This window comes from Lewinella cohaerens DSM 23179 (assembly GCF_000379805.1).
Classification (GTDB): Bacteria; Bacteroidota; Bacteroidia; order Chitinophagales; family Saprospiraceae; genus Lewinella; species Lewinella cohaerens.
This window is the reverse complement of sequence record NZ_KB903533.1, coordinates 98,205-120,003: the sequence shown is the minus strand read 5'-3', so window position 1 is coordinate 120,003 and position 21,799 is coordinate 98,205. Positions and strand designations below refer to the sequence as shown.

13 protein-coding genes and 1 pseudogene are annotated in these 21,799 nt (G+C 42.9%); 3 read left to right on the top strand and 11 right to left on the bottom strand.

Features of this window, described 5'->3' with window-relative positions:
* Positions 1-26: 26 nt before the first annotated feature.
* The 6 genes from brxC to A3EU_RS0104340 form a co-directional block, all read right to left on the bottom strand.
* A complete protein-coding gene (gene brxC, locus A3EU_RS29375; protein ID WP_020534907.1) occupies positions 27-3,506 on the bottom strand; it encodes a BREX system P-loop protein BrxC in 3,480 nt (1,159 codons plus the stop codon).
* Positions 3,503-4,090: a DUF1788 domain-containing protein gene (locus tag A3EU_RS0104360; RefSeq protein ID WP_020534906.1), complete on the bottom strand. Its 588-nt coding sequence runs from the start codon at positions 4,088-4,090 to the stop codon at positions 3,503-3,505. The genes brxC and A3EU_RS0104360 overlap by 4 nt, the downstream gene beginning before the upstream one ends.
* Positions 4,087-4,701 carry a DUF1819 family protein gene (locus A3EU_RS0104355; protein ID WP_020534905.1) on the bottom strand — a complete coding sequence of 205 codons (615 nt, stop codon included), beginning with the start codon at positions 4,699-4,701 and terminating at the stop codon, positions 4,087-4,089. The genes A3EU_RS0104360 and A3EU_RS0104355 overlap by 4 nt, the downstream gene beginning before the upstream one ends.
* On the bottom strand, positions 4,691-4,879 hold the full coding sequence (locus A3EU_RS34505) for a helix-turn-helix domain-containing protein (protein WP_020534904.1): 189 nt from the start codon (positions 4,877-4,879) through the stop codon (positions 4,691-4,693). The genes A3EU_RS0104355 and A3EU_RS34505 overlap by 11 nt, the downstream gene beginning before the upstream one ends.
* 76 nt (positions 4,880-4,955) lie before the next feature.
* Complete coding sequence (locus A3EU_RS0104345) at positions 4,956-5,528, bottom strand: hypothetical protein (protein WP_020534903.1); 573 nt, start codon at positions 5,526-5,528, stop codon at positions 4,956-4,958.
* Between the two features lie 4 nt (positions 5,529-5,532).
* Positions 5,533-8,400 (bottom strand): S1 domain-containing protein, encoded by a 2,868-nt coding sequence (locus tag A3EU_RS0104340; RefSeq protein ID WP_020534902.1) that lies wholly within the window; start codon positions 8,398-8,400, stop codon positions 5,533-5,535.
* Positions 8,401-8,780: 380 nt separating this feature from the next.
* Between A3EU_RS0104340 and A3EU_RS32480 the strand changes: the two genes are divergently transcribed.
* Together A3EU_RS32480 and A3EU_RS35225 are read left to right on the top strand one after the other, a co-directional pair.
* On the top strand, positions 8,781-11,270 hold the full coding sequence (locus tag A3EU_RS32480; protein WP_020534901.1) for an alpha/beta fold hydrolase: 2,490 nt from the start codon (positions 8,781-8,783) through the stop codon (positions 11,268-11,270).
* Positions 11,271-11,286: 16 nt separating this feature from the next.
* Positions 11,287-11,421 (top strand): hypothetical protein, encoded by a 135-nt coding sequence (locus A3EU_RS35225; RefSeq protein ID WP_281169139.1) that lies wholly within the window; start codon positions 11,287-11,289, stop codon positions 11,419-11,421.
* 34 nt (positions 11,422-11,455) lie between these two features.
* Here A3EU_RS35225 and A3EU_RS0104325 read toward each other — a convergent pair whose 3' ends face one another.
* Together A3EU_RS0104325 and A3EU_RS0104320 are read right to left on the bottom strand one after the other, a co-directional pair.
* Positions 11,456-12,400 (bottom strand): DNA-binding transcriptional response regulator, encoded by a 945-nt coding sequence (locus A3EU_RS0104325; RefSeq protein WP_020534899.1) that lies wholly within the window; start codon positions 12,398-12,400, stop codon positions 11,456-11,458.
* A 1-nt stretch (position 12,401) separates the two neighbouring features.
* On the bottom strand, positions 12,402-14,852 hold the full coding sequence (locus A3EU_RS0104320; protein ID WP_020534898.1) for an N-6 DNA methylase: 2,451 nt from the start codon (positions 14,850-14,852) through the stop codon (positions 12,402-12,404).
* Positions 14,853-15,378: 526 nt separating this feature from the next.
* Between A3EU_RS0104320 and A3EU_RS0104310 the strand changes: the two genes are divergently transcribed.
* Complete coding sequence (locus tag A3EU_RS0104310; RefSeq protein WP_020534896.1) at positions 15,379-15,831, top strand: SH3 domain-containing protein; 453 nt, start codon at positions 15,379-15,381, stop codon at positions 15,829-15,831.
* Between the two features lie 39 nt (positions 15,832-15,870).
* On the opposite strand, the pseudogene A3EU_RS35450 reads toward A3EU_RS0104310, so the two are convergent.
* The 3 genes and pseudogenes from A3EU_RS35450 to A3EU_RS0104300 form a co-directional block, all read right to left on the bottom strand.
* A pseudogene (locus A3EU_RS35450) lies at positions 15,871-16,068 on the bottom strand (antirestriction protein ArdA); the annotation flags it as partial.
* A gap of 41 nt (positions 16,069-16,109) precedes the next feature.
* Positions 16,110-21,134, bottom strand: a complete 5,025-nt coding sequence (locus tag A3EU_RS0104305) for a protein NO VEIN domain-containing protein (RefSeq protein ID WP_020534895.1) — start codon at positions 21,132-21,134, stop codon at positions 16,110-16,112.
* A complete protein-coding gene (locus A3EU_RS0104300) occupies positions 21,131-21,799 on the bottom strand; it encodes an OmpA/MotB family protein (protein WP_020534894.1) in 669 nt (222 codons plus the stop codon). The genes A3EU_RS0104305 and A3EU_RS0104300 overlap by 4 nt, the downstream gene beginning before the upstream one ends.

Sequence of the window (21,799 nt, the reverse complement as noted above, 5' to 3'; positions counted from 1 at the left end):
TCGTGCTGTTCTTGGGGCTAAGGAACTTATAATTTAATGCGGCGATTGGCTTCCAAATGGCGCAGCAGCTCCGCTTGCAATTCGGATACGTAGTGGGCTACCTCTTCGGGGGTCGTCAGTTCCCGGTGGTGACTGTTTACTTTTACATTACTGATCGTGATGTATTTAATCGTCGGGGCATCGGGCCGCAGCAGTTTCTGGTAGGTCGTCAGACTATCGGCCACCAGCTGAGAAACCTGGTTGTCGTGCTGGCGGATAGAGGCAATGTAGCGCTGATCCTGTACCCGCTGAGCTAATCTCTCCAGCGGCTGGGTCACGCGTTGTTGCTGCTCGGCACTCAGCTCGCCAAAGTCGGGCTGGCTGACCAGTTGTGCTTTGGCCTGGGTGATCTGCTCCAGGGTCTTTTCTTTTTCCTCCCGAATGCGGTCGGCTACTTTTTGTTGCAGCTTTTCCATGGCTACCCTGGCATCGCGTAGAATGGAGCCTTGGTAGGGGCGCTCGTGCGCCTGTACCTCACGCAAGCGTTCCAGTTCACTGGCATCCACGTACTCAAAGTTGGAGCGATCGCCATTGAGAAAGGTATTCACCCGATCAAAAATCTTCTTCTGTTCCCCGTTCCAGAATTTACGGATGGGGTCCAGCAGTTGCTCTTTGGGATCCAGCAGCTGGTCTTCAAAATCATCGACCTGCTGAATGAGCAGGCTGTAATCCATATCGCCCAGGCGTTCCAATAGCTTGGCCAGCGGTTGCAGGGCACTCAGGAAGGGGTAGGCCGTGGCATTGCCCAGTAGCTTGTACAATTCGCGGGCTTCGTCGCGGGCTTTTTGCTTAAACTGCTGCGCCAGATCGCGGGCTTCACTGACGGGGGCCGTCTCGTCAAAAAGTTCTTGGTAAAGGTCTTTGAGCTGCTTGATCAAACGCTGGTCAAACTCCACCTGGGGTTCCAGCAGGGTATTGCTGAAAGTGCGATTGTTAAGCAGGTTGTTCAGGAAATCTTCCTCCGACAGGAGGTTGGCATCCTGGCGAGCTTCCACCTTGCCGCGCTTGTACAGGCGGGCACACATACACAGCAAGGCGTTGGTGTACCAACCGTAGGGCTTTTTACTGAAGTGATCCTTCAGATCGGTGATGGAAGTACGGTCGGCCTGTTTTCTACGGCGCAAGATGTAGTTGTACACTTCGCTTTCGGCTTCACTCACAGTGGCTTCATCGCTGCCAAAAAGATCATCCTGCTTGGAGCGCATGATGGTCTTCAGGGTACTCTCATCGTAGGAGAGCTTACCCAGCATGCGCAAGTTGGAATAGGCCAGCTTTACCAAATCCTGGAAGGCTTTGATGACTTTGGTCTTCCCGTCACTGCTGTGGCTTACTTCGTGCCTGGTACCATTGAGGTACACGGTAGCTTGTCCCAGTAATTGGTCCAGCAGGGTGATCAGCTGTTTCTTACGCAACACGTTGCTCGCCTGCTTTTCGTAGATGATCCGCGACAGCGTCTCATTGTTCGTACTAGACCTTTTTAATCTATGGTATTTTTCAGTCTTAAGGTAAAGGTGAATATCCTGGAGCAAGCGCGGTGCCTGCGGCAGCACGAAAAGCACTTTGGTGGTCACGCCCATGGTTTGGCCCTCGTAGTAGGTTTCCTGCCCGTAATAGGGAGAATTGGGGGTGATGATTTCCAGGGTCAGTTCCTTATCACGCCCCACCGTAGCGCCATCGATGCGCTTGGTGAATTCGTAATCCTGCTTGTTTTCAATAAAGCGGATGCGGTTATCGGCAATGACCCCATCAAAGAGCACTTCGTTAAAAAAATGGGTGATCTGCTGCTGGTCGATGTCCGTCGTTTTGATCTCGTTTTCTACGTCCTTTTCATCGTCGGTCAGGAATTCGTAGAGCTCTCCGTTGCGCTGGATGTAGGTTTGCCTTTCCAACAGGTTGAGCGCTTCCTGGACGTTGGCTTCGTGGATTTTGAGGTCAGCATCCGTCGCTTGCAACATCATGACGGAGATATTGCGCGTATTGGTTTTGAAGTTGGAATAGTACTTCACCAAAAACAAGGCTTTGAGGATGCGCAAGGCCAGCGGATTGCCCACAATGTTCTTCTCCGCCAGGGTAATCGCAATCTGAATTTCGCCCCGGATGGTAGAGCGTATCCCTTCAAACATCTGGTCGAAACTCACCAGAGTGGTCGTATCCACCTTACCGAGATTCTTGAGGACCTCCTGAAAAACCCCCAGCATCGAGCGTTCCCCAATGGAGGCGTGCCGCCCCTGGAAGGCATTGTGCTTGGAAAGCTCGCGGATACACTGCTGAAACAAATCAAACTGGTAGGGCACGAACGGGAACTTGCGCACGTAGTCGTGCTCATCCCGGAACTTGCGAAACTGTACCCCGGCTTCCGAAAAAGAGAGGATGGTACTGAGGTTGGCCTGTTCGGTGGCCCAGTTTTGGCCCAGTTGTTGTTCTGCGGGATCTGTTTTGGCCAGCAGGCGCTTTTCGATCACCTCGTCTACATTGGCCGAAGTGAGGGATATCCGCAGTTTAAAGCGCCCCTGAATTTTGGAAAAGTCATCGCTGTTGATCGAGGAGTTATCTCCTACGATGGCTTCCAGGTCTTCCTGTGCGGTTGCGAATACCCAGGCATGGCCCTGGCATTTGGTGGCCAGCGTTTCGGCGATGGTCTGCAGGTTGAGCATCAGCTTGGTATTGTCGCTGATGAACTGCCCCACTTCGTCTACGTAGAAGTTTAGGCGAAAGCCTTTGGGTTTGGTGGCAATGTAGGCGGCTACTTTTTCGCTGAAGTCTTCCACCGAGATGCGGTTGTCCTTCCGCAGAGTATCCAGAATATCCCGGTATTTGGCCGGATCATCCTGATGAATTTCGCCCAGGGCTTGGGCGATGGCATCTTTGGTTTTGGGAGCAAAATATTTGCGGCGGCCTACCGTCCAGTGCTCGCCCGCGAAGGTTTCAAAGCGCTCCATAAAATCACGGTAGTGGCCTTCCTGGTCGAGCCAGCGTTCAAACTCCGCTACGTGCCGCTGGGTACCAAAATACCCCTGGTGGTCATTGAAGACCTTGTAGAAGACATTGAGGATGGCATCCTCGTCGGATTTGGAAGTAATCTGCGCCTGCTGGTCGATATTGAAGAGGATCGACTCCGACGGGATGCGGGTTGCACGCAGCACATCGGCCTTGAGCAAGTCATCGCCCTCAATTTTAGCGGCGAAGACCTCTCCGAGCTGCACCTCTTCGTAGGCTTTGTTTTCCAGCACGTAGGAAAGGATCTTCAGCAGGTGCGACTTACCCGAGCCAAAGAAGCCGGAAATCCAGACCCCGTTGACATTTTGGTAATCGTTGTAGGCCGCAAAGAAGTTGGTGATCTTTTTGGCAATCTCCTGCGTGACGACGTACTCCTCCACTTCGGTGAGTACGTGGTCTTGGTCATCCGCTTTAATAACCGTCTCAATCGGGCGGTTAACGTCTTTCAGAAAAAGCGTATCCAGTTTCATAATTTGTAGTTATCCAGGTTAAAGGCACGGTAATAGTTGTCATCTTTGAGTAATCCGAAAAGCTCCAGCGACTGGCCCGTATAGCGGCCAGGGAAAAACATCACGGTGGGAGCATCTTTGGCTACGTTCTGGAGGTTGTTCAGAATGTTGTGTGAGCGCAGGAAAGGGTACACATTGCCCACCCCGGTCACGAAATACAATTGCGCCTGGTCTTGCTCGATCCGTTGGTGAATTTCCGGCATCAGCACTTCGTTGATATCAAGCACCGATTGGAGCGCCTGCTTGAATTCATCCTTGTCCATTTGTTCCTCCAACGAAAAGATTTCACTGGGGCCCAGCTCGCGTTCCAGTATGTCCATGACAATCTGCCACAAGTTTATTTCCAGCACTTTGATGCCCTTCGTTTCGAGTTTATTAACGAGCCCATGCACGGCTTTGACCAGCTCCAGTTCTTGTTGTGGAGCGTAGGTCGAAATAAAGAAAGGAATCTCCCCGCCGAGGGCTTCCATACGGAGAAACTTCTGCATTTGCAGTATGGCTAGCAGGTCCGAGAATTTACTGGCCAGGTTTACTTTTTCCATCATGCAGCCCAAGTGTTGATTTCCTGTTCAGGCAACAGGAAGATTTTCAGTAAATCGGGCTGATCTTCGCTTACTACCCGCAGAATTGGTGTTGCCACAAACTGGGGCAGAATGCGCCGATTCTTGGTACTCTCAATGAGCCCGGCTTGTTCCAGCATTCTCCAACTCACCTGTCGTGCTTTTTTGATGGTCGACGGCGCGAAATCCTCCAATTCCGGATGCAAGTCGAGCTTGCGATTAAAAAACGACTGCCAGTCGGCATCGGTCAGCTGGTAATCCAATGAGAGGTACTTCTCCCGTACCACTTCAATGATAAAGTCCCGCATAAAAGCATAAGCTTTACAAATACTGAGCAGGGCCAGTTGCTTTTGCCCCGCCGGATCCACCTGGGTGAGCAATGCTTGCTGGGCAGGTGTCAGGAGCTGAAAGCGTTTCAGGAGTTCCCGAAATTCGCGCTGGTTGGTGCGGGTATTGCTACGGCGCATAATTTTATCAGGATCCAGGTCCGTCCCCGGATCTTCCTCTTCCGCAAAACGCGCCAGCCGGACAAAGTCGTGAAACTTCATCGAAGCGGCCGTAAAAGAAAAGCTGTAGGTATTCTTACTACTTACCATAGGTCTGCTCCAGTTGAGCCAGCGGTACTTCGAGGAGCGCACTGAGTTTTTCAAGATGTTCGGTTTTAGGAGCGGTTTTTTCCTGTATCCAGTTGGAGACCGTCACTTCACTGACGCCTACCTTCGTGGCCAGCCATTTTTGTTTAATACCCTTGGTTCTTAGTATTTGTTTCAGCACTACTTTAATTTTTCTTAAAGAGGATCTGCAATATAAGCAGAGGAAATAGAAATTGGTATTTCCTGGACCTTCCTTTTTAGCCAGCAAACAACTTAAAAGCCTCTGCCCCAAAAGCGACAAGGGTTAACAAGGCCAACACCCCAATAATAAGATAAAAATTTCTCCGCGTTTGCCCTTCTAAATGAGTGATTTGTTGGCGAAGTTGCTTATTGTCTATCTGGATCCGTTGGAGGTCTTGTTCTTGTTTTACTTTGAGTTGAATAAGCTGCTGCCGGTTTTCAAAGGGGATCCCTTCGGTGATGAACTTGTACTCGATGCCTTTGATAATGGCGTTCAAGCGAGCTTCCAGCTTTTCCATCCAGTGGACACGTTCTTCCATGATATCTTCTTTAGCTTTGACCAGCTCTTGGAGAAAAAATTGTTCCAGCTTCTCGTTCAGTGCCTCCGTATCGATCAGCTGTTCCTGCGATGAGGAAGACTTTAGATAAGCTTCTTCCGCTGTTTTAAGCCGGCTTTCAAGACCTTTAAAATATTCTTGCGAAGACAGAGCCTTTTGGTAAGCTTCCTCCGCTGTTTTAAAGCGGCTGGCGAGGCCTTTCAATTGTTCCAGTTCGGTAAGTATGTTGTCTTCGATGGTTTTGTTTGACATTAGTTTAGGGATTTAGGATAGCGTTGATCTCTTGCAGGGATTTTAAAATTTGTTCGCGTTGATATTGCCGGTTGGAATGAACAGAAGGCTTCTTGGCACTTTCCTTCAATTCGTTCATCAAAACGTCTCTGGTTTCCAGATCTTCTTCTTCGATTTTTTTAGATTGCCGCCTTATTCGAACCGAAGGGGCCAAAGACCAATTTTCCAGGCTATCCAATTCTTCCTGTTCAGGCAGGCTGGGCGTTGGTACATAAAAATACGCTTCAAGTTTTTCTCGCCATTTGTCAAAGGCTTCATGATTGCCACGGGCTTTCAATATTTTGCCGACAAAGCCAAGATGGTGTCTTAAAATTTGCACGTGCCCGTCGTCTTTTCTACTCACTATGGCGGACCTTAAATGGGCTTGTGTCGTTATGTATTCCACCAGTTTATCCATTTGATCCAGATAATTTTCTGGTGTAGTTTTAAAAAGAAAAGTTGCTCTATCTTCAGAAAGATCCGTATTCTCCCAAACGATAAGATAGTCCTCTCCGGCATCCAGGGTGAATAGTTGGGTCGTTTCTAAAACGATATCTTCAGAAGGCGTATCTTCATTTAATCTTCGGTAAGGAGCTTTCGCCTCTTCCAAAATAATCGGAGATTCTCCTTTCAACTGCTGCGCTTGTAGATAAGCGATGCTTTGCTTTCGTGCGTGCCAGTCTTCGGGATAGGCAACGGCACTGGGAGTAGTTTTTTCTCCCTCCATATTTATGGCTTCATCTTTCAGCGCTTTGGCTATCTCATCACTATGTACTTTTTCAAAAAGCTTATTTAAGGCATCCTCATTGAGTACTTTATCCCCCTCAACTTGGATACGAAACTCCATCTCACCTAACGTACTGTTTACAGGTATACTATTAAAAGTAACGTCCGATTTGTCGTTTTCTACCGACGTAGTATATGTTCCATCCTCTATCCGCAATGCCCACTTATAAGAAGTGAAATGGATATTATTAACACGAACTTGGTAGGTCTTTATGTTCCTTTGCACATCCTTCATAAAATTGGCACAAGGAGTAACCGCCTCTCGTTCCGTCGTAATAACTTCCTCTTTTTTCCATCCTGTTACCCCGCCTTGATAAGACTTTTGCTCTTCTCTAGTGAGATGTTTAAATAGCTGGCGGAATTCTTGGTATTTCAGAAAACCTTTTGGAACATACGCATAGATCCACATCCGCACATGTTCAACCCGGTAGGCGGGTAAATGCTCGAAAAGAAAAACACCAATACTTTCGAGCTTGATATCTTCCCTGGCATTTTGCTGGAGGTATGCTTTAGTTTGTGCTAAAAAAGAGAAATCATCTCCTTTCGCTACAGGTTTAACAATCCTATTCCATTTAAACTTTTTAGCGCTTTCCAGGAGTTGATCTTCGGCAATAAGGTTTTCCATATTTTGCACTAGCTCTGGTGGTATAACGCGCTTTTCCGCTACGGCCACTAATAAATAGTTCATCACCCAGAATGGATCTATTTGCTGCCCATTTTCTGATAGATAGCTTTCAGGAACAAAATTGCTCTCAGGAAAGAAAAGCCAGAGAATTAATTTCTCACCAGCTTGCAGCTGGGTATTCACTGCATGTAACCACTTTTTAAAAAGTGGTTCATCAACACTTTTTAAAAATCTTAACGCGATGACAATTTGATCATACGCTTCCTCAAAATTGAGATGAAAGCGTAAGTTCGCAAAGTAATCTTCTACGATTTTTTGTAGGTGGGAAGTTAGTTTACCGTCCGGATCTTGCCAGCGGTTTAAGTCGTTTATACTCAGATTTTCCTGTAGAAAGGTTAGCGGGGGCGTATTTATGTACCCCTTCAGCCACAACTCAATAATATCAGTAGGAGCTAAATGTTGATACAAGCTTACCTCTGCCCGCTCAAGGAGCGCTAATTGTTCAGTTTCGGGATTCCGACAAATGAGATCAAGAAAGGTCTTCAAGTCATTATTTGTCCTCTCGAAACTACCTTTTCGCATTAGACGATCAAAAAAATATTCCAGAACAGCTTCCTGATCTTCTGTCGTGAATCTGGATATTATGGCGCGTTTTGTTGGTGCAGAAGCGCGATAAAAATAAGACTTGAGCTGCTCAAGGTTGTAAGTATCAATAACTTCGTCTTCCCACAGCTGAATTAAAATTTCTTCGGGTAAGAAAAGCTTTAAGCGTTCATATTCAGGTGTGAAATTTCTTTTGTAAGAGTCGATCAACGCTTTAATAGGTGTATAAGGATAATCTTCTCTAAGGTTTAACAGCAGCTCCAACTCTATCTCAAACCGTTGGGGAAAAGAAAGGAATTCCTCCTGCCTATTCTTGAGTATAATTACCTCTCCAACAGCAGATAAGCTACTATCTTTCCATAACGCTAACAAGAATTGATTGTCTAGTTCTGTATGAAATGGGTAAGCAAAAAAAGCAAATTGATCATCCGGATTCTTAGAAGACTTCACCGGAGAGAAGACCAAATAATCCCCATCATTCAATGCATGATTGCCTCTTGCTAGGCGGGTATGATAAAACAAAGTAGCTTTATCAAGCTGCTCCGAATAGATATACCCGAATCGTCCATTCCATCCTTTTAATTGCCCAACTACCCGGCGGTATTTGGCGTAGTCACCACGCTCAATAAACTTAATACGGTAAGCAACTGGTTCACCAAGGTGTCTGGGGTTCGTTGATTTACCTACTTTAAAAGAAACGTGATCTAGCAGCTGAACATCAGCATACTCGTCATTCACCTGGCTGGCATGAAAAAAGATACTTTTTTCCGTAAAATCGACTTCTATAAATCCATATTCTCCGTTCCAGAAAATTATTTCCCCCTGTTTTCTCGTAGTCATTGGGAGTGTGTAGTTGTTGTGTTTTCTCAATCTCTTATCCTATACGGTAGAAAAGAGAAATAAGTTACCTAAGATTTAAATTTAGTTGTAACTTTAGATAGCTATGGTCGTAGAAATAGGATGACTTCTATTCCATAATTTACAAATGCGCTCATGTCTACAAACCTATTCTCCTTCGCCAGTATCCATTCCCGATACTATAAGACAAAAGACTGAAGCGATAACTGAGTAGTTGAAAATGCTTGAATGTAAATTAAGTGTTTTTAAAGCCTGATTCTAGTGGACGGATGGTATTTTTAATCAAAAAATTATCAAGATGCAGTCGATTATTACTGTTACGCTAAAATAATTTCCTCTTTGAAAAAATAATAAAATAAAAAATGAAAACACCCCTATTCACAGTACTCTTTCTATTTGCTAATTTTTTACTTGGCCAGGCCGATCTAGCACTCTCAGCAGCAGCGTTTCAATCAGATCAAGTAGATCGAGGTGAGCTATTCTTGGTTCAGGCACAGGTAACCAATTTTGGCAATCAGACGGCACCCGCAAATTATCTATTCATTTATTTTAGTCAGGATTTAACAGTAACAGATGAAGAGATCATCGGCAGAGTTTCTATAAGAGAGTTAGCTCCGGGGGAGAGTCAGGATATTGACTTTCTGTGTCCCATTCCGAGTACTTTAGTTCCCGGTGATTATTATATCGCATATGAGATAGATCCTTTTGATGATGTAGTTGAATCTGATGAAAATAACCTCTTTTGTGCTTCGGATGACACAAGCTGTTTGACCTTCAATATTGGCAGCACTATTATCAGCACACAAAAAACCACCTATCCTATCATTTTTGTGCATGGATTGACTGGTCAAAGTACAACCTGGTTTGATTTTACGACCGAGGCAAAACAGTATTACGGATGGAGTTACGGTGGTAGACTGGATTATTGCCTGAACCCAGATGATAACCAGTTTACCTCTGATGGTTTTATCACCTCTTTTGTCAACGTTTCCAACCTGGGGGTAGGCGATTACTACTATGTCAATTTTGATGTCTCTACCGAGGGAGATCTGTACGTTGGTAATGATGGCATCCCATTCAATGATGACTATAGTAACCAATCAGCCATCGTAAAACAAGGCTGGGCGATTAGCGATGCGGTCGAAAAGGTCCTTGACGCGACAGGTGCGGAAAAGGTTATTCTAGTGGGCCATAGTATGGGAGGTCTGGCATCTAGAGAGTATCTGCAAAACCCGAATAATTGGCAGCCAGATGGAGATCATCACGTAGCCAAAGTGCTGACCATAGGAACACCCAATGGAGGGAGTAACGTCACCGGAGCATCTCTAGGGCTGTTTTTTGGTATTGATGAGTCTTCCGAGGCAGTGAGAGATTTGCGGTATCCTTCTTTTCCTTTTGTGGGACAATACCTTGAGGGAGGTTTTGAAAGTGCCTTTTCGGTCTATTACAACGATGACATCAACTGCAATGGGGCTATTGGTGATAACATTAACGGGTTGAATCAGAAGATAGCACCGGCTGATGTGAACTATGCTTGCATTGTCGGCGTAGGAAATCCTTTGGGAGGAGATGGTGTCGTGGCTGAAGTTAGGGCGGATTTAAACAATTACCTGCTGGCTCAGCCACCATTGGCCAATTTAAACGCAGATCGGTTTGACGTAACAACGGGCCACCTAAGTATCCATACGGAGAATCATTCGGTGCTCATCCAGGGTTTAGACGAACCGAGATTCTACGAACTGGCTTACCCAATTCCTTTAAATTCACTTTACTACGGCCATTCTACGATACAGCCGCTGAATAATCCGATCCCTGCTCCAGATAACGTAATTGACTGGGACAACTATGTATTAGAAATCCCAGAAAGCGGACTCCTGGAAGTGGATGTTTTTAATATACCGGTGCATGGTTTTGCGCTATTTTTACTTGACGACGGTTACAATATACTGGAAGAGGTGCAAGCCTTAGGGGAAAGCAATATTAGTTTTAACCGGCAGGTCGGCCCTGGTACCTTTTACCTGGAGTGTGGAAGTATACCTACTGATAATAGTTGGCGGTTTCCCTATGGTTATTCTGTTGTGTTCAATGCGGCCTTAGCAGCAAATTTCAGTTCAGATGTCCAAGGGGGATGCGGGCCACTAACGGTGAGCTTTGCTGATCAGTCCGCAGGTAGTCCAACATCGTACGCTTGGAACTTCCCTGGAGGCTCTCCGGGAATGTCTAGCGCAGCGAATCCGACCATCACCTATGAGGAGGCCGGTGTTTATCCAGTGTCACTTACTGTAAGTAATACAGCGGGGACTAATTCCATTACACAAGAGGGGTACATTACGGTACAATCTGCCCCTATGGCTGATTTTTCTTCAGTACTGCAAGGCGACATGGTAGCATTCACCAATCAGACGCAATATGAAACTGAAGAGCCTGAATACATGTGGACTTTTGGAGACGGACAGACCAGTACAGAAATTTCACCCACACACATCTATCAAACGAGTGGAACTTACACGGTAGAATTGACGGCAACAAGTACTTGTGGCACTACCAGCATTACTAAGTTAATTGAAGTGGTAATTGTTTCCACTAATGACATTGTTAAGGAATCCGTGATCTCTGTTTTTCCAAATCCGGCGACTAACCTTGTCCAATTAAGAATTGAGGGGGAGCATACGGGTGAGTATGAGTTGACCTTAACCAATAGCTTGGGACAATTAGTTAGATCAGCTAAAGGAACTAAGCTTNGGAACGTTGCTGAGTTCACTTTTGATGTATCCAATCTAGTGTCAGGTAATTACCTCCTGCAAGTTGCTTCGCAAGAAGAGAGTCAAATGGTCCAGGTATTGATTGAGTAAAGCCTTTGGGCAATTGATGAGAAGTCGTAGCGTCCTGCATATTCCGATCTATCTGACCGCCACTGTATGGAATGAGGTGGATAAGATCCTCCCCAACTACGACAAGCAGATGACGTGGTTGAAGTTGAATAGGATGGGGATGGATTTGTAGGGGGTAAGGCTCTTTCTCTTATAAAAGATAGTGGTTACCGCTCAATTTTATCCCAATTGTTTTTCTTTGGCCCTCCATCAATATAAATTTTAAACCACGCAATGATCTCCATTAGCTGAAAAAGTGTGCTTTGGAACAAATAAGGCGTTTTAACTTCATCAAAATGTTGATCAACTGGAGAACGGTGTGAGCCAGCTTGGGTGATGTCAAGTACACTCCATAAGCAGCGTGTAATTATTTGAGGTAGACGGGTGCTTTCATGGTGATTAAACCTGTACTTTCTACCACTATGTGGCAACGTATAACCTTTATCTGTTAAAAACTTCCCACTCGGATTTATTGTTATTTTAGGAATGACAAATTCGTCTGGGAGCAAACCGTGTCGATTAAACGCTCGGAATAAATCCTCTATGATTTTGCGAATAGCAGTAACATAATGTTTTGTGTCAGACGCATCTGCAGCTTTGATCAAAGCTAATAAGTCGCTAGCTGATTGTTGGCCAATATACTGCTCAGTACATACTTCAAATACTCTGTGATGAAGTTGTCTGAGCTGTGTGTCTGTGCTTTCTGCTGCTGCTTTTGTTATGTCCTGTATGAGCTCTTCTATATCATTGTCCTTTCCTTTTTCATAAACTTTCGGAAAGCTTTTATGAAAAGTATCATCCGCATAGGCTTCTGCTTGGCCAGTAAGTACGAATATTTCAAACTTCTTTGGTAGCTGAAGAAGTCGTTCTTTGGCACGAAAAACAACATCAGTGTCTTCAGTGCCCGGGGTATCATCGTCATATCTGAAGAACTTAGCATCAAGCAATACTCCGTCATAGTCGGAGTAATTTCGCTCCAATTCACTCATGCCGCTATTCAGTGACTTATAAGGGACAAGTTGAATGTTGTTACGCTTGAAACGGCCAATTGTGCCGCCAAGTTTCTCGTGTTCATCATCAATCCAAAGGATTTTAAAAAAAGTAGCTGCCATATTATTTTATTGGTTTAATAGGGAATTGAAAAATAAATTGAACGGGAAAAATAGGGTCTTCTAAGATAAGTTTCCAATCGGGGTTTTGAAAATAGACTGCAATTCGGTGAATATCATAACCGCCAAGCCCACTACCTATGGTGCTGTGTACCGTTGAGTACTTTTGGATGAAATTTTCTCTATTAAAATTAGAAGGAAATGGTTGTCCATTGTTTTTAATTTCTAAAGTGAGAACTTCATCCAATTCAGTCAATTCAATTAGAACTTCGTTTGAATCACTTTTTTCTTTGAATCCATGCTTGTTGGCATTAGTTAGGATATTATCTATGAGTGCTCTGAATAGTACCTCATTCATTTCGATACCACGTTCTTTAAGCTTTTCGCCTTCTATCAGACTCTTAAATATTTTGAACTTCCAGCCACTGGTGGATTGAGCCCTTACAATTGTGTTTAATTCATTAAGAGATACAAGGCCTAATGGATGTTCGTTCAAAACGAGGCCGTTCTCTCCTTTCTCGAGTACCTCACTGATGAAGTTTATGTCGCTTTTGATTTCTTTTAATGCTGCTGTGATACTGGTCTGATAGAAGTCTAGAAACGCTTGATTAAGTTCTTCTGTTTTTTGACCATTTTCTGTAAAAAAATGTATTAGGTTATCAGACCAGTCTAGTATATTCTGCCGTGGTCGACCAAGTGTATGTTTAAGAGAGGCAAATTCATTAAACTGACTAATTGCTTTACCATGGGCGAGTGCGTTTCGTTCCGCTTGTAGCGTCTTGATGCGATCCGATAATTCTCTGAGACCTTGAACTTTTGCAAGCTGCTCTCCAAATGAAGGGAGCTTGACCTTAATCCGAAAGAGGTCCCTTCTGTTTAGTCTTACAACAGCTGAGGTGCCACTTTGATATGCTGCTACTTGTTCTAGTACCTCGTCAGTGTGTAGTTCATTAACAAGGAAGGCCGGATTAACCGCAGATTCGTTAATTTTAAAAACTTCAATATCATTGGAGAAATAGATTGGAGTGCCATTAAAGCGAAAATAAGTGGGTTTGAGTTTATTCCAACGCATGGCGAGTAGTAAACACGACTCTGTGATTGCTGCTGTATGTGGTTTTAGCTCACTGACCTCAATATTATCAACATTAAGCTGAAAAGATAATGGATCATCACTCAAGTCTCGGATGCGAACATACTTTCCTTTTTTCGGGAGGTTCTTGCGCTCTCCTTTGATTGAAGTAAGGATTTTTTCGAGTTCTACACCAGAATGTTCTTTAACAAAATACCTCGAAACATTCAGGTTATAGTCCTGATCTTGAATTTCGCCCTTCGATATTATCCGGATATTATCAGATTCTCGATCATTTTCGATAATAGTAAGGAGTGCTATATTATCAAGAACTTTGTCTTGAGGACCTGTTGAAACAACGTATTCATCTGCCTGCACAAAGCGAAATAAACCAGGAGCCTTCTTTGCTTTGTTTAATACCAGCACTGCTGTGCGAATCCCCGTATTATGTAATAGCCCTGCGGGTAACGAAATAATCATTTCAAGAAGGTCATCGTCTATGAGTTGGGCACGCAAATTTTTCCCGCGAGATCCTCCGGAATACAGAAACCCTTGTGGTAGTAATGCCAGTAGCTTCCCATGGCTATTTAAGGACGGCAGCGTTTTAGCGATTAAGAATTCTTCAATACGACGTATGTCACCAATTTGTTCTCCGTATTGATGCTTTAGCCTTACTCTAAATGGAGGGGCACTAAAAACGAAATCATATTTTTCTTGCGAGTCAGGCCATTCAAGTATGGAGTCTTCGCATTTGTATGAAGTCTTTTCAATTCGATTGTGCGCCATTAATCTCAATAGCCCCAATGCCCAAGTTTCGATATTTTTTTCTTGACCAAAATATTCCTGTTCCGCCTCCAAATAGACAGCGTAGGAGGCCTGACCGGCAAAGGGGTTGTATATTTTGGCTTTTTTTACCGGCTTAGCTAAAGCAACTAGCAAACGACTTAACTCCGAAGGATATAGCGACTCACCACCTATTCTACCTTGTGCTTTACTATACTGATGAAGGAGTTCTTCAAAGATGTATGGGAAGTGCTGACGGAGGCTCTCCTGATCAATAGATTTTACGGTAGCAAGTGCAGTTGATAGTTCCCCGTTACTCTTCTGTTTTACTTTTGCTACGAGGACCTCATAAATTTGCTGATAGTGTTGGGCATCAACGCTTGGTATACGCTCAATACAGTAACTTAGATATTCTCCCAAAGACATATTGGATAAAGAAGGAGAATAAGATAGGTGATCATCCTTGTGGAGCGAAACTAAAAGTAACACAAGCGGAAAACTATTCCGTGAGTATCCTCCATTTTCTAGGGATGCTAGGAGAGACCATACTTTGCTCAGGGTCTCGTCTGCAATTTCAGAACCTTCCAACTTGCTATTGTTCATAAATCCGTAATGATCTTGTTATGGGTACAAAGATAAATTTGTACTACGCAGCAGAATTGCGTACTTAAAAAATATCGAGTATGATTCCGCTGAAAGTTAATAAATGTCAGCTAATAATAGGTTCTAAATATCTAGGTACTAAATAAAACAATCATAATTACGAGGGAAAAGATGACTTGCCTCTTTTACTGAAGTAGATGAACTCGCTAAAGCTGAATGCGTTGGGGGTGGATTTGTAAGGGCTGCTGGATCTATTCGAAAGTGGTTTGTTCCGACTTCCCGGGCCTTGCCACTTTAAAAGCCAATTGTTTTCTCTTGATAAGACTAATATTGTCCTCTATACTCAAGAATTCCTTGATCATTTTCTCTATGAGAGTCCGATTGTTTTCAATAATTTCCTCCTTGGAGTAGAAAAGTAAGATTGGGAGTATGCTGTTCGGGAAAACGGTCGTTTTTGTGGACAATATTATCAAGGGAAATTATCTTTAGTTACATTTATCTAAATTGATTTTCAAATACCAGAACAATGGCGAGCAATACAAAGAATACAAAGAATACAAATGGTAGAATTACTATTCTAGTCGCTATTATTGGATTAATTGGTACTTGGGGAAGTATTGTTCTCAATCATTATCTGAATAGCTCTATTTCCAATGATGCAGCTGATTCTTCTCGATTTTCTGAATATGTGCAGGGGGAAGAATATAAAATAAGTACTAAGATTGAAGCACTAGCTCTCAGGAAAAGAATTTTGACAGATGCAGAAGTTTTCGAGAGAAACAAATGCGGTCGAACTAATCAATTGAGCAGCGAATGCCAACGAATTGATAATGAGACATTTGTTCTCACACTTCGTCCAAGTCGTAGAGTAGTCTTCTTGGAAAAAGAAGGTGATAAATGGGTAAGGATAAGAGATGTGGAAACAGGACAAACAGGCTTTATATCTCGGAATTATGGTGACATTGAAATACTGAATTAGTTTTTCTATTTTCTAAATTATCTATATAATGAATCCCCCCTATACAGGACGGAAGACATACCCACTTTCGATAAGGTAACCCTCAGCGTCAAGGTCGCGGGCAAATGCAGCGTAGTCAATATAAATGCGTAAGCTTTCCGGAATCAAGTGTGCGTAAATTTCATCAAATGTTTGGGTAGCATAATCTAGGAAAGAATCATACTCGCCTTGGCAGGCATCTTCAAAGTTAGTTTTAGCATATTCTAAATCATCAACAAGTTAAATGTTGCTCAATATTATTACTCAAAAGGCGTTTGCTCTGTTTTTCCAGGTCTAGCCACTTTAAAAGCTAATTGCTTCCTCTTGATAAGACTAATATTATCCTCTATACTCAAGAATTCCTTGATCCTTTCCTCGATGAGCATCCGATTTTTTTCAATGATTTCCTCCTTGGAGTACACAGAAGTGAGATGCTTTAATTCTTGTGAATACAGGCCGTCTAAGCCTAAATCCTTCAAGCTAATCCTGACAATCCAATAATTTTCAGGTTGTTCATTCTTCATATGATTCAATTGGGAGCGCTTGATATAGAAGGCTGCTGATTCATTGAGGTCTTGAATCGGCTTTATCGTGGTTTTGACATCAACTTGGAAGAGTTTCCCGTTAAAATCCAGCGTAATATCGTAGTAAGGAGTAGGATCTTGCCCAATGGCCGTCCATTGAATATTACGACCTCGCTGGATTTTATGTAGGTAATGGTAGATCAAGCATTCTCCAATATACCCGATGATTTGATTGGGAGTAGCCTGGTCATTTTCTTGATCAGCAATATCCTTCAACAAACTAGGATCTTTAGCCAAAGCCTCCAAGTCTTCTTTGGTGAGCTGGCTAAGGATTTTATTGACAGAGGTAAGGTTGTCTTGTATTTTTTCTACTTCCTGATCAGTTGCACCAGAAATGGTTGGGCCAGTTAGGGCCTCTCCCGTAGGGCCTTCAGGTAAAGCGTTGGAACTACCACCTGCTGGCAGCTGTGCCTGCCGGAGCGCAAACGCCTGTAATTGGGTTAAGTAATCTGCCTCTCCTGGTTGAAAAAGCTCTTCCCTGTTTTCGAATAAACGCTCCAGTACACTTTCCTCCCCATCTATGTGTACGTAAAGCTGAACGCTTGTTTCACTATCATTCGTTATTTCTCTGCGATAGCATTGTCTTTGATCAGAAGTTCCAATTGATTGCCAGACTCCATTGCCGACCTGATAACTATAAGCGAGCGATATTTTTTGTTCACTGGTGAAGATTTGAAAGTTTGTATCTACTTTTTCTTTCCAATTTTGGTAAAACAGAGCGATCCATTCTTCAGGATCATAGTCACTAGTTTCGTCATATTCACTGTTCAGTTTTATGATGGGGATATTATCCTTTCCAGAAATAGCTTGACGCTCCCACAGTAACTTTCTGGCAAGTAGTGTTCCAACTTCCATCCACACCAATTGCTCATCCAAACGAATACGACCTTCGTAAGCAGCAAAGACCTCCTCCGTGTTCAATCTTATCAGCTTCAATTTACTGAAATCAGATTGGTAAACCAGACAATAAGCGGCTTTAGAAATTCCTCCCAATGTTTCAATGATATACCTCAGCGTTCTTGCACGATCCGAATCAGGCGCTAGCAATACTTCTTTTTGAGCATACCATTGTAGAGTATTTCGTAAGAGTTCAGGAAAATAATGGTTTGCCTCTTCAATAGTATCTTTCGTGCAATACTCTTGTTTTTCCAGGCGCCATCTAGTTTCAGCGATGGCACTGTTTCTCCCAGGTAAGCCATTGCTTTCTAAAAATGCAAGACGTTTCTCTTTATCTTCTGGCTTTTCGTTCAAAAAGGCTAATATCCAATCAGGACATACTTCTTTTTCTAGCCTTAGGTATGACGGAAAGCCTATTGGTACAAGGGCTTTCAATACCACCTCTCCCAATACCTTGTACTTATCTAAGTTCTTTAAATCATATTGGTAAAATGCGTTTAGTCGTTCTTGCTCATTTATTGATGCTATAAGTTCAGGAGAAAAATGAGGACCGGATGCCCAATCTTTAGCATAAGCCTGAGCAACTGCGAAAGCAATTTGTTCGGGTGAATCAAGCGCAGTTAAGTATTGAACAAATTGATAAGCCTTTTCAGGTTTATATTGTTCAGTTTGAAATAAATTACCCAATACCCCTCTTAGCTTGGACTTAATTCGGTCCATAGCTTCTGTTTTATCCGCTAGGCTTGGGATGATTTTAGCAAGCGGAAATTCCCTAACAAATTCTCTTTCTTTATCCGAAACTGTGATGGTCGGACTGTAAGTATAATCTTTGATCCTGATTCCGTCCAGTTGGATTTTGCTTAATGCCACATCTCGTACCAGTCCGATGGTTGTCTCCTGAATTGCCCGATTAAGCAATTTTATCAATTCCCCTTCTACTTCTTGACTGAGACTTTCTCGCTCGTCTTTAGAGTTGAGTTCTATAGTAGGAATACCGTGCAGATATTTTTTGATTAACGTTGGATCATTGGACTGAGCTACTAAACGTACAAACTTGTGGTCTTTGCCATGTTTTTCTACCAGCCTATTCGGCAAGCCGTTTGTTTTTAGGACTAAGCTTGTATCTCCAGACAGAATAGGTAACAAGCTTGAAGGTAGTAAAAAGAAGGTATCTGAGTCTTGTAACGCTGTCTGTACCCACTCATCTTCTGTGTAATATTGGTACTCTTTTTTTTCTTTGAGTCTGATATGAATTCCGCGTGAATCTTGACTCAAAATAAAAAAATCAAAAAGTGCATCACTAAGCCCTTTTAATAGCCTAATTTCCTCTTCATTTATTTGATGGTTTTCACCGGACCAACTCTCACGAAGTAGAGGCCAGTTACCTATAGTCAAGGAAGAAAAAGGAGTATCATGTAATGCTGAGAGAATACTGTAGCCAGGTAACTGAAGATCACTAACTCGCTCAATTATATCGACTAAAGAAGAGTATTGTTCAGCGGAGAATCCCTTAGGCAAAGCAGGGAGGAAGCACTCCGCTGTGTTTATTAATTCCCCATGGCTGTTGACGATCCAATTAACGTCATCTTCCAGTTGTACCTTTTCTTTACTGTTGTTATAACAACTCCTGAGATCCCCTATAAATTGAGCGTAAGTATTAGGAGCAGCACTTATGGTCTGCTCTATTGCTGGCCAAGAATCAAGAACTAGCTGCCAATGTTCCTCCTTTTGATTTAGAAAAGGTTTTAACGACGCTTGATATTCCTGAGGAGAAAGTTTTCTGTGTTTAAGTAAGCCACTAGGGAAAGTATCTTCTGGTTCCTTGACAAGTTCCGCTAGTGCCCTTTGGGTTCCACCCTGATCAGAGAATAGTAGTAGTTGATTTCTTAAAAACTCATTGGATAAGCTTAGTTGATCCTTTAGAATACTCCAGATTGACCACTTGTCATAGCGAGAAAGGTCTTTACTGCCAAGAACAGGTTCAATCCGATCGTATAAAAATGCTGGTGTATTCCACTCCTTGAATTCACCGAGCATTCCTGGTGGAAAACACCTGTGCTCAGAACTGTAGGAGATAGTTTTATAGTGGTCCAGAACATTTGATAATTCAGTAACCCTATCGTCTAACCAGATTAAGTTAGGAGATGCTTCGATTTCTGACCAACTGTATACTTTATTGTTCGGGAAACGAAATAGGGGCATCTCTTTTAGCATTGCTTCTTCTAATGCCAATCCATCAACTTCCTTTAGAAATAGCGAGTAGCTTTTTGAGGTAAGATTTGATACCCACTGGTTTGTTTTTTCTCGATCTGCTGCCTTTAGTAAATCGTTAATTTTCCAGGTTTCGATTTCTAAGAAGGCCGTAATTAGTTCTCTGTAGTCAGAAAGTTCTTGATCCAGCCAGTGAATTCCATCTATCCCTAAGTCTTTGGGGCGCACCTCTAACTCCGAGTGTAGAAATTTCACCTTCTCTCGTGAGGCAAACATCCCGTTAGCAGTAGGAATTCGCTGCTGAAGCGCAATTCTAAAATGCTCGTAGTAATGCTCTTTGTAGAACGATTGTCGGTGTACTTCCCCATCCTTATTTGTGTGAATCAGAGCAACAAGGAAGTTCCTGAGTTCGGTAAGTTCAGCCTCCCTAATCCACTGGCAAATAACCTCACTAATAGTTTCTAACGTGCCTTTGTTTTTGGCAACATCAATATCCAACCGCTGCCGTCCACCATCAACTTCAAACTCCCGGCTATTGATTAGAAATTTAAGACCCAAGTTAGTCTGTGAGATAGGAAAGTTAATGTAGAAGTTAACGTAATTACTTGTCTTTTTATGAGGGAGAAGGAGTCTGAAATTTGCATATATGAAAAGAATAGAATGAACCTCCTTGTATTCCTTTCTAGTGCTTCTATTGTAAATATTTCCATTTATTTGTACTTGTTGTAAGGACTTAAGGAAGGGAAATGAATTTGGTATTTCTTTACCTACTGATTCCTCGACCTTAGAAGCCAATATATTTTCCTTTCCCTTACCAAGTGGCAGAAAAAGTAAGGCTCCTCTTTGAAAAGTCAGTAGTGATGTATCCGTAGGAAAGGCTTGCTTTAGAAATGCCCTTAGTCGATCTAGTTCTTCATCAGAAAATAGACATCTATTTTCACCAGCAACTGTATATTTCTCCTCATTTAAAAAAGCCGGATAGTAACTAAATAGAATTTTGGTTAATAAAGGAATAGAAGTATCCTGAAAGTTACCTGTAAATTCAGGGGGGGAAGTACCAGTCCTTAGTTTTTCTAATTGTGATAAATCGGACCAGCTGAATAGAAAAAGGCCTTCTTGCTTTTCAATCAGCTTTTCGTAAATACGTTCCTTGGTAGACCTATTGTCTTTAAATTCGCTATTGTACTCATCTAAGAACAGGTCGTATAAAAGCTTAGACCCTCTACTTTTCTCTCCTGTTTTACTGCTATCATCCGATTTACCACCCTGTCCTTTTGTAAGAAAAGAGCGTAGTTGCCGGTCTTTACCAAAGTTGGTTTCAAATGGGGCTCCATTATTGATAACAAGAAACCCTTGATTAGTGAAATAAATGTAGACATGAGTGGCATCTTCATCATCAGCATTTTGCAGCATTTCAAAAAATACCTGATACGTTGGTATGGTTGCAAAATCATACAAGTCTCTTAGATAATCCGAAAAAGTGCTCTTCGTAAAATCAGTTAGTAAAGGATCGCCTGCTTTATCTCCGAGGCAAGTAATTTCTTTCCCAGGGATTAGTGCGTCCCGATATTCCTTAATATTTCGTACTATCATTTTTCTAGATAATCTATGAGAACCCTGAATTCTACCCTACGAGATTTCTCAGGCGAATACCCCTCCTTTTGCATGTTGGTAATTGTTTCACCCTGCAAATTCAGTGGCCGGGTGTAGGCATAGCCAACTGGGATTGAATTTCTTAATGCAAACGCTTTAAAGTTGCTGTCTAACGAATCCTTAAAGAACGGATGACGAACAATGTATTTCTGGATTTCAAGTGCACGGGCACTAGAAATCACTAAGTTGTTAATGTATTCACCAACACTGTCAGTATGTCCCTCTATTCGAATTTCCTGAATAACAAATGAATCCCTCCCGTTTTCGTAGATGTCTTGAAGCTGTCGATAATAAGCCGGAATAAACTTGTCCAAAACTTCTCTAAAAGCCTCTGTAGGCTTGTGTTCGTTCTCATCAAAGGCTTTATCACCTATTGTAAATCTGATGCTGGCACTATCCGCAATGCTAATGGTGGGGTTATCTTCAAAGAGCACACTGAAGTCATCAACTAACTCCTCGTATTTACTGGCAATAACATCCTCGTCGGTTTTTAGCAAAGAAAGTGAGAGTGCCGTAATGATGAAGATAATAAGCAGGCCAGTCATCAAATCGGTATAGCTCATCCAGCTACTATCTTGTCCGTTGTCTTCCCATCCTCCAAACAT